This window comes from Luteimonas pelagia (assembly GCF_054776035.1).
The window spans coordinates 342,600-359,755 of the sequence record NZ_BAAHCG010000003.1; the positions used below are offsets into that span (position 1 = coordinate 342,600).

Genomic DNA, 17,156 nt, shown 5'->3' on the forward strand with positions numbered 1-17,156 from the left:
GCATCATTTGTCCGCGCCACGGGTCAGCGGCACGAAGCGCACCGGCAGCACCTGCCGGGTGCGCGCGCGGCCCTGCGCGTCCTTCTCCACCTGCATCAGCGTCTGGGTGAAGAAACTGCCACCCACCGGGATCACCATGCGTCCGCCGGGCTTGAGCTGCGCGAGCAACGGCGGCGGTACCGAGGGCGCGGCGGCGGTGACCACGATCGCGTCGAACGGCGCCGCGTCCTTCCAGCCGTAGTAGCCGTCGCCGATGCGCGTCTCGATGTTGCGGTAACCGAGCGCGTCCAGGCGGCGCGCGGCCTGCCGGCCGAGCGGCTCGATGATCTCGATCGAGTGCACGCTGCCCGCGAGTTCGGCGAGCACCGCGGCCTGGTAGCCCGAGCCGGTGCCGATCTCCAGGATCCGGTCGCCACGGGACGGACGCGCGAGCGTCGTCATCAACGCGACGATGTACGGCTGGGAGATCGTCTGGCCGTAGCCGATCGGCAGCGGGCGGTTCTCGTAGGCGTGCCGCACCTCGTCCGCCGGCACGAAGCGATGGCGCGGCACGCGGCGCATCGCCGCGAGCACGTCGGCGTCGAGCCGGAGCGCGCCCGGCGCGTCGGCGCGCAGCGCGGCCACCATCGCGTGCCGGCGCCCGGCCTGGGGATCGTCCGCCGGCGCCGGCGCCGACTGCGCGCTCGCGACGGCCGCCGCCAGCACCACGACCCACGACCGGGCCCGGCCGTGGCGCGCGGCCCGGACCGGGGCGGAGGGCGCGTCCATGGTGGCGGAGAGGGTAGGCGTGGGCGCGCTACCGCGGCGTCAATGCCGCAAAGGCGAACGGCCCGGTGTCCCGGGCCGCTCTCCGTGAGCCGATCGGTGCGCGCGCGTCAGGCGGCGAACAGCGCCTTCATCTTCTTCAGCGCGTTGGCCTCGACCTGGCGGATGCGCTCGGCCGACACGCCGTACTCGTCGGCCAGCTCCTGCAGCGTGACCTTGTTGCCGTCGTCCAGCCAGCGGCGGCGGATGATGTCGCGCGAGCGGTCGTCGAGCGTGCGCAGGCCCTGGCGCAGCAGCTGCAGCTGGTGGTCCTCGCTGTCGTTGCGCTCGTAGGCCTGGGCCGGGTCCTCGTCCTGCGTCATCAGGTACGCGGCCGGCGCCGGCGGGGCGTGGTCGTTGTCGTCGTCGGCGGTCAGGTCGAAGCCGATGTCGCGGCCGGACAGGCGCGACTCCATCTCCAGCACCTCGCGCTCGGACACGTTGAGGTCGGCGGCGACCGCACGCACTTCCTCCGCGTTGAGCCAGCCCAGGCGCTGCTTGCTCTTGCGCAGGTTGAAGAACAGCTTGCGCTGCGCCTTGGTCGTGGCGACCTTGACGATGCGCCAGTTCCTGAGGATGAACTCGTGCATCTCGGCGCGGATCCAGTGCACCGCGAAGCTCACCAGGCGCACGCCCACGTCCGGATCGAAGCGCTTCACCGCCTTCATCAGGCCGATGTTGCCTTCCTGGATGAGGTCGCCCAGCGGCAGGCCGTAGCCGTTGTAGCCGCGCGCCACGTGCACCACGAAGCGCAGGTGCGAGAGCACCAGCTCGCGGGCCGCGTCGAGGTCGTCCTCGTCGTGGAAGCGGCGCGCCAGGGCCTGCTCGTCCTCCGCCGACAGCACCGGGATGCGGTGCACGGCGCCGACGTACGCATCCAGCGAGCCCAGCGGCGAAGGCACCGGAAGGTTGCTGGGGACGAGGGCGGGCGCGAGGGCGGTCTGGGTCATGGCGAGGGATTTTAGCAGTCGACAGGGGTGAGTGCTAAGCCGATCCGGGCGCACCCAGAATTCCATTCATGGAACGCCGAACGGCAGTCTGGCGAGTCTACGGACAGGCACGTCGAGTGGATGTCGGGGCGCCGCCGGACGCTTCAAGGGGTCGCCCGGGCCACCAGGGCGGCCCGCGGCGGCAGCGACCAGTCGACCGGTGCCACCCCGCGCCGGGCCAGGTAGTCGTTGGTGGCGGAGAAATGCCCGCAGCCGAGGAAGCCGCGGTGGGCCGACAGGGGCGAGGGATGCGGCGCCTTCAGCACCCGGTGCCGGCGCGGGTCGACGACCGCCCCCTTCTTCTGCGCGTAACTGCCCCAGAGCAGGAAGACCAGGCCCTCGCGCTCGCGGGCGAGGGTGTCGACCACGTGGTCGGTGAAGCCCTCCCAGCCCTTGCCGGCGTGCGCGCCCGCCCGCCCCGCCTCCACGGTCAGCACCGCGTTGAGCAGCAGCACGCCGCGCTCGGCCCAGGGCACCAGCCAGCCGTGGTCCGGCCGCGGCAGGCCGAGGTCGCGGCCGAGTTCCTTGTAGATGTTGTCGAGCGACGGCGGCACCGGCACGTCCGGGCGGACCGAGAAGCACAGCCCGTGGGCCTGTCCCTCGCCGTGGTACGGGTCCTGGCCAAGCACGACCACCTTGACCGCGTCGAACGGCGTGGCCTCCAGCGCGGCGAAGATCTCCGGGCCGGGCGGGAACACGCGTGCGCCGGCGGCCTTGCGCTGGCGGATGAACGCGGACAGCGCGCGCATGTCGTCGCGGGCGAGGTAGTCGCCCACGCGCGCCTTCCAGGAGGGTTCGAGCTTGATGCGGTCGTCCGCCACGCCGGTGATTGTAGGGGGGCGCCCCACCTGTCGTTCCGAGCGCAGCGAGGAACCTGCTCTTCCGGCAGCCGATCGGAAAGCGAAGAACGGAAGCAGGTCCCTCGCTGCGCTCGGGACGACAGGTGTTTGGCTTGCCGTCGAAGCGACAGGGGTGTGGCCGTCGGAGCGACCGGGGTTTGGCGGTCGAAGCGCCAGGGGTTCGGCTGTCGGGGCGACCGGGGTTCAGCCGAAGGGGCGTTGCTCGGGCAGGCGCGAGAGGCGCAGCTGGAACAGGGCCTTGGTCACGAGGAGGCGTTCCTCGATCGGCTTCAGCACCAGGTCGTTGGCGCCCTCGCGCAGCAGGCCGCTCTGGTTCTCGCGGTTGGCGTCGCCGGTCATCACCAGCACCGGCAGCCGGCGCTTGCCGTAGCCGTACTCGCCGCGGATGTGGGCGAGCAGGTCGCGGCCGCTGAAGTCGCCCTTCAGGTAGACGTCCGTCAGCACCAGGTCGGTGCCGATGTCGCCGGTGATGTTCGCGGCGCGGTGCGCCTGCAGGTGCGCGAGCGCGGCCTCGCCGTCGACGAAGTGCTGCACCTGCATGCCGCAGCGCTCGAGCATCCGCTTGGTGGCGGCGGCGACCACGCGGCTGTCCTCGACGTACAGCACGCGCGCCCCCGGGATCGGCTCGGGCTGCACGTAGCCGCGCACGAACTCGGCCAGTGCCTGGTGGCCGAGCGCCTTGTCGAAGTGGTCGGTCACGTCCTCGCTCAGGCTGCGGTCCTCGAGGCGCGCCTGCGCCTCCCCGGACACCACGATCACCGGCACGTACGCCTGGCCGGCGGCCTCGCGGACCAGGCGCGCGAGCTGCAGGCCGTCGCCGTCGGGCAGCGCGAGCGCGGTGGTGACCAGGTCCACCGGGCCCGCGTCGAGCGCGTCGCGCGCTTCGGCCAGGCCGGCGCAAGCCACGACGTCCACGCCCGGCAGTTCCCTGCGCAGCACGTCGCCGATCAGCCGGCGCACCAGCTTCGAGCCGTCCACGACCATCACCCGCGGGGTCTCGCTGATCAGGTGGCGCAGGTCGTGCGGCTGCATGGCCTCAGGTCTCGGTGGGACGGGTCTGGCGCAGGAAGTGCCCGGTCACGATGCCGGCGCCGAGCCAGCCGAGCAAGCCCGCGCCACCCAGCACGGCGAGCGCCTGCACGGGGGCGAATCCGTCCAGCGCGAAGGTGCTGCCGTAGCTCGCGGCGAGCTCGGCGAGCGGCACCCGCAGCGCCAGCGCCGCGGCGGTGAGCAGCGCCAGCGCGAGCGCGCCCGCGGCCAGTCCGTACCACGCGCCGAGGTAAAGGAACGGCCGGCGGATGAAGCCGTCGGTGGCGCCGAGCAGCTGGAGCACGCCGATCTCGTCGCGCCGCGCCTGGATGTCGAGCCGGACGGTGTTGCCCACCACCAGCAGCGCACCCAGCCCGAGCAGCGCCGCGAGCACCAGTGCGACCCGCCCGCCGAAGCGCAGCCACCCGTCCAGCCGCTGCCGCCACTGCGCGTCGTGCTGGACGAGCTCCGCCTCGGGCAGCGCCCGCAACGCGTCGGCCAGCAGCAGTTCGTCGCCCGCGGGGGTGACCTGCAGCAGCCAGGGCAGCGGGTTGTCGACGGCGCCCTCGAGCGCCAGCGCGTCGATGGCGTCGCCGAGCCCGTCGACCGCGCGCAGGCGATCGAGGCCCTCGTCCGGCGCGATGGCGACGACGTCCGCCACGTCTTCCCGCGCGCGCAGGGTGTCGGCCAGCGCGGCCGCGCGCGACGCGTCGATCGATTGCACGAGGAACACGTCGATCCGCCGCGATGCCTGCGCGTCGCCGGCGAACCGCTCGACGTTGCCCAGCACCAGCCACAGGCCCAGCGGCAGCGCGAGCGCCACCGCCATCACGCCGACGGTCAGCAGCGTCGCCCACGGGCGGCGCAGCACGCGGCCCAGGCTGGCGACGATGCTGTAGCCGTGGTGGTCGAGCCAGGCCAGCGGGCCGGCGCGCTCGGGCAGGCCCGGCTCGCGGTCACGGTCGCGCGGCTCACGCATCGGCCAGGTCCTCGGGCGCGATGTCGTCGGCCAGGCGCCCGTGGTCGAGCACGAGCACGCGCTTGCGCATGCGCTTGACCAGGTTGAGGTCGTGGCTGGCGACGATCACGCTGGTGCCGCGCTCGGGCAGCGCGGCGAACAGCGCCATGATCTCGGCCGACAGCGTGGGATCCAGGTTGCCGGTGGGTTCGTCGGCGACAAGCAGCGCCGGCTCGGCGACGATCGCGCGGGCGATGCCGACGCGCTGCTGCTCGCCCGCCGACAGCTGGGTGGGCAGCGCGCGCTCGCGGTCGCCCAGGCCGAGGCGGTCGAGCATCGCGCGCACGCGCTTGCCGATCTCGCGGCGCGGCAGCCCGCGCAGGATCAACGGCAGGGCCACGTTCTCGCCGACCGTGCGGTCGCCGAGCAGGCGGTGGTCCTGGTAGACGGTGCCGACCGCGCGCCGGTGCAGCGCGACCCGGCGGCCGCGCACCTTGCGCAGGTTGCGGTCGCGGAACACCACCGCGCCGCGCGACGGGCGCTCCGCCAGCTGCACCAGCTTGAGCAGCGTGCTCTTGCCGGCACCCGAGTGCCCGGTCACGAACAGCATCTCGCCGTCATCGACCTCGAAGCTGACGTCCTCGAGGGCGGCGCGCCCGCCGGGGTACTGCTTGCTGACGTTGTCGAAACGCAGGACGGGCATCGCCGGACCGGGGGTACGCGGGGTCCCGAAGTATCGGCGCGTGGGGCGGGGAAGGCCAGCCGCGGGGCGGGTGCCGGGCGGCTGGCTGGAAGCGGGTCCCTCGCTTCGCTCGGGACGACAGGGAGCGCGCGGGGCGCAGCCCGCGCGCGCTTCGGACTAGTGCTGGTTGCGCGGGGCGCGGGTGACCAGCGACTTCAGGCCGCGGCCGATGCGGCCGAGCAGCGAGGGGCTCGCCTCCGGTGCCTTCGGCGCGGGCGCCGGTGCGTCGGCGGCCTTGCGCGCGGGGCGCTCGGCGGCGGGCTTGCGCGGCGCGCGGGGGGCGCCGTCCTGGCGCGGGGCGGACCCGGACGCGGCGGTGTCGCCCGCACCCTCGATGCGCTTGCCTCGACGGCGGCGGCGGCGCTTGCGCGGCGCCTTGTCCTCGCCACCCGGCGCGTCGGCCGAAGGCCGGGACGCGGCCGGCTGCGCGGCTTTCGCCGGTGCCGTCTGCGTCGCGCCGTCGCTGCTGGCGGGCGCACCCGTACCCTCGCCTTCGGCGCGCGGCTTCCTGGGACGACGCGGCCGCTGGCCGTCGCCACCACGACGCTCGCCCCGCTCACCGCGCGGACCCCGTCCGCCGCCACCACGACGGGCTTCGTCGGCGGCACGCTGCTCGCGCGCCTCGCGGAAGATCTCGCCGATGCTCTCGCCCTCGTCCTCGTCGGCGGCCTCGCCCTCGGGGCGGACACGCGGCGCGCGCGGCAGGGCCTCGAGCAGCTCCGGCGAGACGGACTCGACCGGGATCTTCTGCTCGATGTAGGCCTCGATGTCCGGCAGGCCCATCGCGTAGCGCTCGCAGGCGAAGCTGATGGCGTCGCCCTCGGCGCCCAGGCGGGCGGTGCGGCCGATGCGGTGGACGTAGTCCTCCGCGTCGAACGGCAGGTCGTAGTTGAAGACGTGGCTCACGCCGTCGATGTGCAGGCCGCGGGCGGCGACGTCGGTGGCCACCAGCAGCTCCAGCTGGCCGGCCTGGAAGCGGCGCAGCAGCGACTCGCGCTTCTTCTGCGGCACGTCGCCCGACAGCACGCCGACGCGGTAGCCGGCCTTCTCCAGCGCCCGCGCCACCTTCTCGACCCACGCCTTGGTGTTGACGAACACCATGGTGCGCGCGCCCTCGCTGCGCGACAGCAGGCCGATGAGCAGCGGCAGCTTCTCCTCGTTCGCCGGGAAGTACATCTTCTGGCGCACCCGCGCGGCCGTCACGGTCTCGGTCTCGACGACCAGCTTCTCCGGCTCGTTCATGTGCTCGTAGGCGAGCTCCAGCACGCGGTGGCTCAGCGTGGCCGAGAACAGCAGGGTCTGCCGGGTGGTGCGGATCGGCATCCGGCGCAGCAGGAAGCGGATGTCCTTGATGAAGCCGAGGTCGAACATGCGGTCGGCCTCGTCCAGCACGCAGACCTCGCAGGCGTGCAGGCTGACCACCTTGTGTTGCTTCACGTAGTCGATCAGGCGGCCCGGGGTCGCGATGATCACATCCGCGCCGGCCTGCAGGATCGAGCGCTGCTTGTCGTAGTCCACGCCGCCGTAGACCAGGGCGAACTTCAGGCCGAGGTCGGACCCGAACTTCACCGCGTCCTTGTGGATCTGGATGGCCAGCTCGCGGGTCGGCGCCAGGATCAGCGCCCGCGGGTCCTCCGGGTTGCGGTCGGCCAGCGCCGGGCGGGTCAGCAGGCGGTTCATCACCGCCACCAGGAACGCCAGCGTCTTGCCTGTGCCGGTCTGGGCCTGGCCGGCGACGTCGCGGCCGGCCAGCGCGATCGGCAGGGTCAGGGCCTGGATCGGGGTGCAGCGGGTGAAGCCGGCCGATTCCAGGCCGGCGAGCAGGGCGGGGTGGAGTTCGAACGAGTCGAACGTGATGTCGGTCAGGGGCTTGTCGCTCATGGATCCTCTAGCGGTCGCGGGGCGCGCGTCAGGGGCGCGCCCGGGAGGGCAGGTTGCGCGGGTCGTGCCGGCGCAGCAGACTGCCGGGGGTCGGCCAGTGTTTCTCCCTGACCGCAGCGGCGACGGCCTTGAAGCCGTCGCGAAACACCCCAGTTTAACGCAATCCCCGGCCCCTTATCCTTTGGCCAGCCCGTCCCGGCCAGCACGTCCCGCCCGACCGGCGCCGCGCGGCCACGGCCCGGGACGCCCCCGCAGGAGATCCAAGTGAGCGACAAGATCAAGCACGTCGGCGACGCCGACTTCGACAGCGCCGTCCTCCAGTCCGACAAGCCGGTCCTGGTGGACTTCTGGGCCGAGTGGTGCGGGCCCTGCAAGATGATCGCCCCGGCGCTGGACCAGCTGGCCGAGGACTACGACGGCAAGGTCACGATCGCCAAGGTCAATGTCGACCACAACCGGCAGACGGCGCTGAAGTACCACGTGCGCTCGATCCCGATGCTGCTGCTGTTCAAGGACGGCCAGGTCCAGGCGACCCAGATCGGCGCCGTCGGCAAGGCCCAGCTGCAGCAGATGCTCGACAAGGCGGTCTGACCGCCGCCCGCGCCCGGCCGCCGCCGGGCGCCCTCCGGGCGCGATGAACCGCCCGGCGCGCCCCGCTTGCGCGGCGCGCCGGCGCGATGCTAGTTTCCCCGGCACCCGGCGCCTCGAAGGCGGCCGCGACCCGGACCGGCTCCCCTGGACCCGCCCGGCCGACGCGGCCCCCGGTGCCGCACCCATCTTCCGTTCCCACGTCCCCGACGTCCCGTCCGCCCATGCGCGGATGCTCGCCTAGCGAGGTTTCCTCCTTGTCCGACCAAGACACCGATTCCGGCGAAACCGCCGAGAAGCGCGCGCGCAAGCCGCGCGCCACCGCCGAGGCCAAGGCCGACGCCCCCGCCCCGCCGCAGGACGCTTCGCCGCCCGCGGAGTCCGCCCGCCAGGGCGAGGGGGGCGGCGACGCCGGCGACGGCGGCGGCCGCCGCAACCGCCGCGAGCGCTTCCGCAACCGCCGCAACCGCGGCCGCGACCGCCAGGACGGCATGCCGTCCGACGACAACGGCGAAGGCGGCGGCGGCGCGCCGCAGCGCCCGGCGCCGAACGTGCCGGAGGGCTTCCCGCAGTACTCGCTGGGCGACCTCAAGCGCATGCCCGCGCCCAAGCTGCTCGACATCGCCGAGCAGCTGGACATCCACGAGGGCGTCGCCCGCGCCCGCAAGCAGGACGTGATCTTCGCCCTGCTGAAGGTGCTGACACGCCACGGCGAGGGCGTCGCCGCCGACGGCGTGCTGGAGATCCTGCCCGACGGCTACGGCTTCCTGCGCGCGGCCGAGGCCAGCTACCTGGCCGGCCCGGACGACGTGTACATCTCGCCCAGCCAGATCCGCCGCTTCAACCTGCGCACCGGCGACCACCTGTCCGGCCGCATCCGCTGGCCGAAGGACGGCGAGCGCTACTTCGCGCTGTCGGTGGTCGACACGATCAACGGCGAGCCGCTCGAGGCGTCCAAGAACAAGACGCTGTTCGAGAACCTCACCCCGCTGTTCCCGCGCCGGCGCTTCCGCCTGGAGCGCGGCGACGGTTCGACCGAGGACATCACCGGCCGGATCCTCGACCTGATGGCCCCGCAGGGCAAGGGCCAGCGCGCCCTGATCGTCTCGCCGCCGAAGGCCGGCAAGACCATGCTCATGCAGCAGGTCGCCACCGCGATCACCAGCAACCACCCGGACGTGCACCTGATCGTCCTGCTGGTCGACGAGCGCCCCGAGGAAGTGACCGAGATGCAGCGCACCGTGCGCGGCGAGGTCGTGTCCTCGACGTTCGACGAGCCGGCCGCGCGCCACGTGCAGGTCGCCGAGATGGTGATCGAGCGGGCCAAGCGCCTGGTCGAGCACAAGAAGGACGTGGTCATCCTGCTCGACTCGATCACCCGCCTGGCGCGCGCGTACAACAACGTGGTGCCGAGCTCGGGCAAGGTCCTGACCGGCGGCGTGGACGCCAACGCGCTGCACCGCCCGAAGCGCTTCTTCGGCGCGGCCCGCAACGTCGAGGAAGGCGGCTCGCTGACCATCATCGCCACCGCGCTGATCGACACCGGCAGCAAGATGGACGAGGTGATCTACGAGGAGTTCAAGGGCACCGGCAACTCCGAGGTGCACCTGTCGCGCAACATCGCCGAGAAGCGCGTCTACCCGGCGATCAACATCAACCGCTCGGGCACCCGCCGCGAGGACCTGCTGATCGAGCCGGAGCTGCTGCAGAAGATCTGGATCCTGCGCAAGCTGCTGCACGGCATGGACGAGATCGGCGCGATGGAGTTCATGCTCGACAAGATGAAGAACACCAAGTCGAACGACGAGTTCTTCTCCTCGATGAAGCGCTGAACCCGGCGCCGAGACCGGAAGGGGAACGCCCCGCGATGCGGGGCGTTTTTCGTTGGTGCCGCCCGAGGCCCGCTTCTGGCACCATTCGCACACCAGACCGGGACGGGGGGTCCATGAGCTGGCGTCGCCTTCGCACGGATTTCCGCTTCGCGATCATCGTCCTGTTCGCCTCGGTGGCCGTGCTCGCCATCGTGCCGTTCGGCATCTACCGCATGGTGCATGGGCAGTGGGCCGTGGCCGCGGTGGACGCCGCGATCGTCGGCTTCCTGCTCGCCACGCTCGCCCATGCCTGGCGCGGCGGCGACATCGACCGCATGGCGCCGTGGGTCGTGGCCGGCTACACCTTCGGCTGCCTCGCCATCGCGGTCCTGCTCGGCCTGCCGGGCGTGATGTGGATGTACCCGGTGATCCTGGCCAACTTCATGCTGCTGCCCTGGCGCGGCGCCGTGGTCGTGTCCGCGCTGGGCGTGCTTGCGCTGCTGGTGATCCCCGGCACGTTCGACAGCACGGCCCACGTGATCCTGTTCCTGATCACCGCGACGCTGGCCGGCACGCTGGCGTCGATCTTCGCCTACCGCACCGAATCCCAGCGGATGCAGCTCGAGGCGCTGGCGAGCCGCGACCCGCTCACCGGCGCGTTCAACCGCCGCACGCTCGACGACGAGCTGGGGATCGCGATCGCCGATGCCAGGCGGCAGGACACCGCCTGTGGCCTGGCGATGCTCGACCTGGACCACTTCAAGCACGTCAACGACCGCTTCGGCCACGAGGCCGGGGACCAGGTCCTGGTGGAGTTCACCCGGGTGATCGACGCGGCCATCCGCCCGGGCGACAGGCTGTTCCGCTACGGCGGCGAGGAGTTCGTGCTGCTGATGCCGGATGTCGACGCCGCCGCGCTCGCCGCGCGCTGCGACGAGCTGCGCCGGCGCGTGTCGGGCACCCTGGACACGCCCGGCGGGCCGATCACGGTGTCGATCGGCGCCGCGGTGCTGCGCCCGGGCGAATCCGCGCAGGGCTGGCTGTCGCGCGCGGACGCGGCCATGTACCAGGCCAAGCGGCGGGGCCGGGATCGCGTCGTCGTGCATGACGCGACATCGCCCGCGCCGCCCGCCGTGGAGCACGCCCACCCCGCATAATCACCGCCGGAGGTGCCCATGCACGGCGGTGGACTCGAGCTGGCCCTGGTGTTCCTGCTCGCGGCGGTGGTCGCGGTGCCGGTGTTCCGGCGCTTCGGCCTCGGCGCTGTGCTCGGGTACCTCGCCGCCGGCGTGGCGCTGGGCCCGTCCGCGCTGCGGGTGGTGCGCGACGCCGAACCCGTGCTCGCCGCGTCCGAGATCGGCGTGGTGATGATGCTGTTCGTGATCGGCCTGGAACTCTCGCCGGCGCGCCTGGCGGTGATGCGCCGGCCCGTGTTCCTGGTTGGCGGCGCGCAGGTGCTCGCATGTGGGGTCGCCCTCGCGGCGCTCGCGTTCGCCGCCGGCGGGCTGGTCGGGCTGCCGGGCCATGCGCGCACGGCGATCGTGGTCGGGCTCGCGCTGGCGCTCTCGTCGACCGCCGTGGGCCTTCAGTTGCTGGCCGAGCGCAAGGCGCTGCATACCGACCACGGGCGGCTGGCATTCGCGATCCTGCTGTTCCAGGACCTGGCCGCGATCCCGCTGCTCGCAGCGGTGCCGCTGCTGGGCCAGGCGGCGGCGGCCGAAGGGGGCCTCGGGCCGGCCGCGGTGCTCAAGGCGCTGGGGGCGATCGCCGCGCTGGTGGTCGGCGGCCGCATCATGCTGCGGCACGTGTTCGGCTGGGTCGCGCGCAGCCGGATGCCGGAGGTGTTCACCGGCGCCGCGCTGCTCACGGTGCTCGGCGCGGCCTGGCTGATGCAGGCGGCCGGTCTGTCGGCCGGCCTCGGCGCGTTCCTGGCCGGCGTGCTGCTCGCGGACTCGGAGTTCCGCCACGAGCTGGAATCGCAGATCGAACCCTTCAAGGGCCTGCTGCTCGGCCTGTTCTTCATGGCCGTGGGCATGAGCATCGACCTGGCGCGGATCGCCGCGGACCCGGCGCCGGTGCTCGGGCTGGTGGTGGTGCTGATGGGCCTCAAGCTCGCGCTGGTCTATGCGATCGGTCGCTGGCCGGGCGGGCTGCCGGCACGCGAGGCGGTGCAACTGGCGGTCGTGCTGGCGCTTGGCGGCGAATTCGCGTTCGTGGTGTTCGCCGAGGCCGCGCGGGTGGGCCTGCTCGACGCCGCGGCGCGCGACCGGCTGGTGGCCGCGGTCGGCGTCTCGATGGCGGTGACGCCGCTGCTGCTGGTGGCCGTGGCGCGCCTGCTGGCGACGCACCCGGCCCCCGCCCCGAAGCGCGACTACGACCGCCCCCCGCCCGACCTCCACCCGCAGGTGCTGGTGGCCGGGTTCGGCCGCTTCGGCCAGATCGTCGCGCGCCTGCTGGTGGCGCAGAAGGTGCCGTTCGTGGCGATCGAGCACAGCGCCGACCAGGTCGACTTCGTGCGCCGCTTCGGCAACCCGGTCTACTACGGCGACCCCGCGCGGCCGGACCTGCTGCGCGCGGCCGGCGCCGCGCACGTGGGCGTGTTCGTCATCGCGGTCGACGACCCGGCGGCGAGCCTGCGCACGGTGCGCGTCGTGCGCCGCCACTACCCGCAGGCGAAGGTGTTCGCGCGCGCCCGCGACCGGCGCCATGCGTGGCAGCTGATGGACCTGGGCGCGCATGCGGTGCGCGAGACCTTCCATTCCAGCCTGCGCCTCGGCGAGCGGGTGCTCGTGGCGCTCGGCATCGAGCCGGGCGTCGCCGCCGACCACGCGCGCCGCTTCCGCGAGCACGACGAACGGCTGCTCAACACCCAGTACCTGGTGCACGACGACGAGGACGCGCTGCTGCAGAGTTCCCGCGACGCCCGGCGCGAGCTGGAACGGCTGTTCGATGCCGACTTCGAGCAGAGCACGCGCCCGCAGGCGCCGATGGAGCCGGAGGACGGCCGCCGGGAATGACCGGCGCGCGGGTCAGCCGGCCAGTTCGGCCGCGTGGTGCTGCGCCTGCGCCATCGCCCAGGCGCGGAATGCGCGCAGGCCGGCGTGGTCGGCCGAACGCTTCGGGTACACGAGGTAGTGGCCGTAGTCGGTGCGCACCCGCTCGCGCGACAGCAGCACGAGCTGCCCGGCCTCGATGAGCAGGCGCACGCGCGTGAGCTTGCCCAGCGCCACGCCGACCCCCGCGACCGCGCCGCGATGCAGGGCTTCCGAATCGTCGAACGACGCCACGTAGCGGTCCGGGGCGCGCATGCCGGTGTGCGCGAACCACGCGTCCCATTCCCGATCGGGATCGCCCAGCAGCGGCCAGCGGTGCAGGTCGCCCGCCGCCGGCACGCCGCCCATGCGCTCCACCAGTGCGGGGCTCGCGACGGGCGCGACCCACTCGTCGAACAGGTGCTCGGCGACGACTCCCGGCCAGGTGCCGCGGCCGATGCGCAGCGCGGCGTCGATGTCGCGGTCCTGCTCGAAATCGACCACCGCGGTGCTCGATTGCAGGTTGATCTCCAGCTGCGGATGCGCGGCGAGGAAGTCGCCCAGGCGCGGCACCAGCCAGGCCGAGGCCATCGAGGGCGTGAGGCTGAGGGTCAGGATGTCGTCGTGGCGCGGACCGTAGGGGCGCAGCGCGGCGTCCAGCGCGTCCAGGTGCGGACCGACGCGCGACATCAACCGCTCGCCCTCGGGGGTCAGGCGCACGCCGCGGGGGCCGCGCTCGAACAGGGTGCGGCCGAGCCGGTCCTCGAGCCCGCGGATCTGGTGGCTCAGCGCGCTGACCGTGAGGTGTTGCGCCTCGGCCGCGCGGGTGAGGTTGCCGGCGCGGGCGGCCGCGGCGAAACCGAGCAGGGCGTGCAGTGGCGGGCGGCTCATCGGCGTCGAGACTTGAATTGGATTGAAGGCTGGCTTGCAGGAATGTCGCTTTTCGCGCGCCCAGCCTGCGCCTACCTTTGGTCTCGTTCAAGAGGCCCGGTCGACGTGACCGGCCCGCCAGCCCCCGAGGTGCCCGCCATGTCCATCGCCCGCGACCTGCTCTTCCTCCACGGCTATTTCGTGTCCCCCGGGGCCGTCCAGCCGTCCGCCCCGCCAGTGCCCGCGCGCCGGTCACCCGCCATCGCCGAGCCCGCGCTGCCCGAACCGCCGGCCGCCGCCGGCACGGTCCCGCAGGCCGTTGCCCAGGCCTGCCGCGTGCCGGCGCTGCAGTGGCGCCTGTCGCCGCCGCGCCTGTTCGACGGCCTGCCCGGCTGGGCCGAGCCGGCGCCCGACCGCCCCAGGGCCGACTTCGGCCCGCGCTACGGCAACCGGGTCGCGTCGCTCGACTGGTTCGGCGGGGTGCGCGATGCGTGCGCCACGCCCGCCGCTTGCGGCTGAGGGCGCCGGTTACCCCGCGAGGCGCGCGATCGCCGCGTTGAGCGTCTTCGACGGCCGCATCACGGTGTCGAGCTTGCCGGCGTCGGGCTGGTAGTAGCCGCCGATGTCGACCTGGCTGCCCTGCACGCCGACCAGCTCGCCGACGATCGCCGACTCGCCCTGCTCCATCGCTTCGGCCACCGGGCGGAAGGTCGCCGCCAGGCCAGCGTCCGTCGCCTGGTCGGCGAGCGCGCGCGCCCAGTACATCGCCAGGTAGAAGTGGCTGCCGCGGTTGTCGATGCCGCCCAGCCGGCGCGTCGGCGACTTGTCGCGGTCCAGGAACATCGCGTTGGCCACGTCGAGCGCGTCGGCCAGCACCTTGGCCTTCGCATTGCCCGTGGCGTTCGCCAGGTGCTCGAACGACGCCGCCAGCGCCAGGAACTCGCCCAGCGAGTCCCAGCGCAGGTAGTTCTCGGCCACCAGCTGCTGCACGTGCTTGGGCGCGCTGCCGCCGGCGCCGGTCTCGAACAGGCCGCCGCCGGCCATCAGCGGCACGACCGACAGCATCTTGGCGCTGGTGCCCAGCTCCAGGATCGGGAACAGGTCGGTGAGGTAGTCGCGCAGCACGTTGCCGGTGACGCTGATGGTGTCCTTGCCGGCGCGGATGCGCTCGAGCGAGAACCGGGTCGCCTCCACCGGCGCCAGGATGCGGATGTCCAGGCCGCTGGTGTCGTGGTCGCGCAGGTACGCCTGCACCTTCGCGATGATCTGCGCGTCGTGGGCGCGACCTTCGTCCAGCCAGAACACCGCGGGGGTGCCGGACAGCCGGGCGCGCGAGACCGCCAGCTTCACCCAGTCGCGGATCGGCGCGTCCTTGGTCTGGCACATGCGCCAGATGTCGCCGGCCTTGGCCGCGTGCTCGAGCAGCACGGTGCCGTCGCCGTCGACCACGCGCACGGTGCCGTCGGCCGGCAGGCGGAAGGTCTTGTCGTGGCTGCCGTACTCCTCGGCCTTCTGCGCCATCAGGCCGACGTTGGGGACGCTGCCCATCGTCGCCGGGTCGAGCGCGCCGTGGGCGCGGCAGTCGTCGATCACCGCCTGGTACACGCCGGCGTAGCAGCGGTCGGGGATGACGGCCTTGGCGTCCTGCAACTCGCCGTCGGCGTTCCACATGCGGCCGCCGTCGCGGATCATCGCCGGCATCGACGCGTCGACGATCACGTCGCTGGGCACGTGCAGGTTGGTGATGCCCTTGTCGGAGTTGACCATCGCCAGGCGCGGGCGGGTGGCGTACAGCGCGTCGATGTCGGCGCGGATCGCGTCCCGTGTGGCCTGCGGCATCGAGGGCAGGCGCGCGTACATGTCGCCGATGCCGTTGTCGGGGTCGAACCCGGCGTCCACCAGCTCGCGGTCGTACTTCCCGAGCACCGGCGCGTAGAACCGGTTCACGACCACGCCGAAGATGATCGGGTCGGAGACCTTCATCATCGTCGCCTTCAGGTGCAGCGAGAACAGCACGCCGCGCGCCTTGGCGTCGTCGATCTGCGCGTCGACGAAATCGGCCAGCGCGCGGGTATCCATCACCGCCGCGTCGATGACCTCGCCCGCCTGCAGGGGCACCTTGTCCTTCAGGACGGTGGTTCCGCCATCCGCATCGACGAGTTCGATGCGCGCGTGGCCGGCCTTGTCGACCGTGGTGGAACGCTCGCTGCCGAAGAAGTCGCCGCCGTCCATGCTCGCCACGTGCGCGCCGCTGTCGGCGTCCCACTGCCCCATGCGGTGAGGGTGCTTGCGTGCGTAGGCCTTCACCGAGGCCGGCGCGCGGCGGTCGGAATTGCCTTCGCGGAGCACCGGGTTGACCGCGCTGCCCTTGACCCGGTCGTAGCGGGCCTTGGCGTCGCGGGCCGCGTCGTCCTTCGGCTCGTCCGGGTAGTCGGGCAGGTCGAAGCCGGCGGCCTGCAGCTCGGCGATCGCGGCCTTGAGTTGCGGCACCGAGGCGCTGATGTTCGGCAGCTTGATGATGTTGGCGTCCGGCGTCTTCGCCAGCTCGCCGAGTTCGGCCAGGTGGTCGCCGACGCGCTGGTCGTCGCGCAGGCGCTCGGGGAACTGGGCCAGGATCCGGCCCGCCAGCGAGATGTCACGCGTCTCCACCGCGATGCCCGCCTGCGCCGCGAACGCTTCCACGATCGGCAGGAACGAGGCGGTCGCCAGGCGCGGGGCCTCGTCGGTCAGGGTCCAGATCAGGGTGGGGGCGTGGGGCATCGTGGGGCTCGTTCGTGTGCTGCGGGAGCGCGATTGTCGCCGCTGGGCGGGCCGGGGGGCAAAACCGGGCACCGCGCGACGCGCGCGGGATGGACACGTGGAATGAAAAGGGCGTGGCCCGGAGGCCACGCCCCTTGCCGGTACCGGGCATGCGGCGGGACAGGACCGCTCAACGCACCCCGGTCGCGGCGTGGACGATGCCGCCTACGTCGCGGCGCTCACTGCGCGCGCACCTGGAACTCGCCGGTCCGCACCACCTGGCCGTCGACCATGAATTCCACCGTGTAGGTGCCGGTCGGCCAGCCTTCGGGGTTGTCGACGCGGAACGCGGTGACCTGCGGGCCCGCGGGCACCTTGGCGTCCTCCGTGTGCACGACCTGGCCGTCCTGGAACAGCCAGCGCGCGGAGACGCCGCCGCCGTCGCCGTCGGTGCGCACCGAGGCGTGGATGGTGTCGGTCGGCGCGAAGACGGTCATCGGGCTGGCGACGCGGTTGCCCTCGCCCATGCGGTTGCCGAAGTCCAGGCCCGTGACGCGGATCTCGGGGGCCGGCGCCACCACCGTGCCGTCCGCGCCCCCCAGCGGACCGGGCGGCACGGCCCCGGGCGCCGCACCCGGCGCATCCGCCGGCGCGCCGGCCGCCTGCGTGCCCGCGTCCTCGCCGGTGTCCGGCTCGCGATCGCCGCAGGCGGCAAGGACGAACACGCCGGCCAGGGCCAGCACGGTCAGTCGGGGCGCGGTGTTCGGGGTCATGCGTGGGACTCCTCGGGTTCGTGGTCGCGGGGTTGGCGCGTGTCGCGGTGCCGGGCGACCGGGCGCGTGGAGCCTCCCAT

The 17,156-nt window shown here is 73.0% G+C and carries 14 protein-coding genes and 1 pseudogene; 5 read left to right on the forward strand and 10 right to left on the reverse strand.

The genetic code is table 11. The features are described from left to right. Positions 1 to 3: 3 nt before the first annotated feature. From ACYU7H_RS10535 to rhlB, 7 genes are all read right to left on the reverse strand, one after another. Positions 4 to 768 (reverse strand): protein-L-isoaspartate(D-aspartate) O-methyltransferase, encoded by a 765-nt coding sequence (locus tag ACYU7H_RS10535; protein WP_460814546.1) that lies wholly within the window; start codon positions 766 to 768, stop codon positions 4 to 6. A 107-nt stretch (positions 769 to 875) separates the two neighbouring features. Next, a complete protein-coding gene (gene rpoH, locus ACYU7H_RS10540; protein ID WP_460814547.1) occupies positions 876 to 1,754 on the reverse strand; it encodes an RNA polymerase sigma factor RpoH in 879 nt (292 codons plus the stop codon). Positions 1,755 to 1,897: 143 nt separating this feature from the next. Continuing rightward, positions 1,898 to 2,614 carry a uracil-DNA glycosylase gene (gene ung, locus ACYU7H_RS10545; RefSeq protein WP_460814548.1) on the reverse strand — a complete coding sequence of 239 codons (717 nt, stop codon included), beginning with the start codon at positions 2,612 to 2,614 and terminating at the stop codon, positions 1,898 to 1,900. Positions 2,615 to 2,836: 222 nt separating this feature from the next. Beyond that, entirely contained in the window at positions 2,837 to 3,685 is an 849-nt protein-coding gene (locus tag ACYU7H_RS10550) for a response regulator (RefSeq protein WP_460814550.1), read from the reverse strand. Positions 3,686 to 3,689: 4 nt separating this feature from the next. Then, a complete protein-coding gene (gene ftsX / locus ACYU7H_RS10555; RefSeq protein WP_460814551.1) occupies positions 3,690 to 4,661 on the reverse strand; it encodes a permease-like cell division protein FtsX in 972 nt (323 codons plus the stop codon). Continuing rightward, positions 4,654 to 5,343, reverse strand: coding sequence for a cell division ATP-binding protein FtsE (ftsE, locus tag ACYU7H_RS10560; RefSeq protein WP_460814553.1), 690 nt, complete (start codon positions 5,341 to 5,343; stop codon positions 4,654 to 4,656). The genes ftsX and ftsE overlap by 8 nt, the downstream gene beginning before the upstream one ends. A 156-nt stretch (positions 5,344 to 5,499) precedes the next feature. Beyond that, positions 5,500 to 7,263, reverse strand: a complete 1,764-nt coding sequence (gene rhlB / locus ACYU7H_RS10565) for an ATP-dependent RNA helicase RhlB (protein WP_460814554.1) — start codon at positions 7,261 to 7,263, stop codon at positions 5,500 to 5,502. Positions 7,264 to 7,527: 264 nt separating this feature from the next. On the opposite strand from rhlB, the gene trxA reads away from it, so the two are divergent. From trxA to ACYU7H_RS10585, 4 genes and pseudogenes are all read left to right on the forward strand, one after another. Continuing rightward, positions 7,528 to 7,854, forward strand: coding sequence for a thioredoxin TrxA (gene trxA / locus ACYU7H_RS10570; RefSeq protein WP_460814556.1), 327 nt, complete (start codon positions 7,528 to 7,530; stop codon positions 7,852 to 7,854). A gap of 386 nt (positions 7,855 to 8,240) precedes the next feature. After that, positions 8,241 to 9,683: pseudogene (rho, locus tag ACYU7H_RS10575) on the forward strand (transcription termination factor Rho); the annotation flags it as partial. Positions 9,684 to 9,796: 113 nt separating this feature from the next. Next, positions 9,797 to 10,819 carry a GGDEF domain-containing protein gene (locus ACYU7H_RS10580; protein ID WP_460814557.1) on the forward strand — a complete coding sequence of 341 codons (1,023 nt, stop codon included), beginning with the start codon at positions 9,797 to 9,799 and terminating at the stop codon, positions 10,817 to 10,819. 18 nt (positions 10,820 to 10,837) lie between these two features. Continuing rightward, entirely contained in the window at positions 10,838 to 12,679 is a 1,842-nt protein-coding gene (locus ACYU7H_RS10585; RefSeq protein WP_460814558.1) for a monovalent cation:proton antiporter-2 (CPA2) family protein, read from the forward strand. A gap of 12 nt (positions 12,680 to 12,691) precedes the next feature. Here the strand turns inward: ACYU7H_RS10585 and ACYU7H_RS10590 are convergent, their stop codons facing one another. After that, positions 12,692 to 13,585, reverse strand: coding sequence for a LysR substrate-binding domain-containing protein (locus ACYU7H_RS10590; RefSeq protein WP_460814560.1), 894 nt, complete (start codon positions 13,583 to 13,585; stop codon positions 12,692 to 12,694). Positions 13,586 to 13,723: 138 nt separating this feature from the next. Here ACYU7H_RS10590 and ACYU7H_RS10595 point away from each other — a divergent pair, with 138 nt between their 5' ends. Continuing rightward, positions 13,724 to 14,083 carry a hypothetical protein gene (locus ACYU7H_RS10595; RefSeq protein WP_460814561.1) on the forward strand — a complete coding sequence of 120 codons (360 nt, stop codon included), beginning with the start codon at positions 13,724 to 13,726 and terminating at the stop codon, positions 14,081 to 14,083. A gap of 9 nt (positions 14,084 to 14,092) precedes the next feature. Here the strand turns inward: ACYU7H_RS10595 and ACYU7H_RS10600 are convergent, their stop codons facing one another. Continuing rightward, a complete protein-coding gene (locus ACYU7H_RS10600) occupies positions 14,093 to 16,324 on the reverse strand; it encodes an NADP-dependent isocitrate dehydrogenase (RefSeq protein ID WP_460814563.1) in 2,232 nt (743 codons plus the stop codon). Positions 16,325 to 16,542: 218 nt separating this feature from the next. Next, entirely contained in the window at positions 16,543 to 17,076 is a 534-nt protein-coding gene (locus tag ACYU7H_RS10605) for a hypothetical protein (RefSeq protein WP_460814564.1), read from the reverse strand. Positions 17,077 to 17,156: the final 80 nt, after the last annotated feature.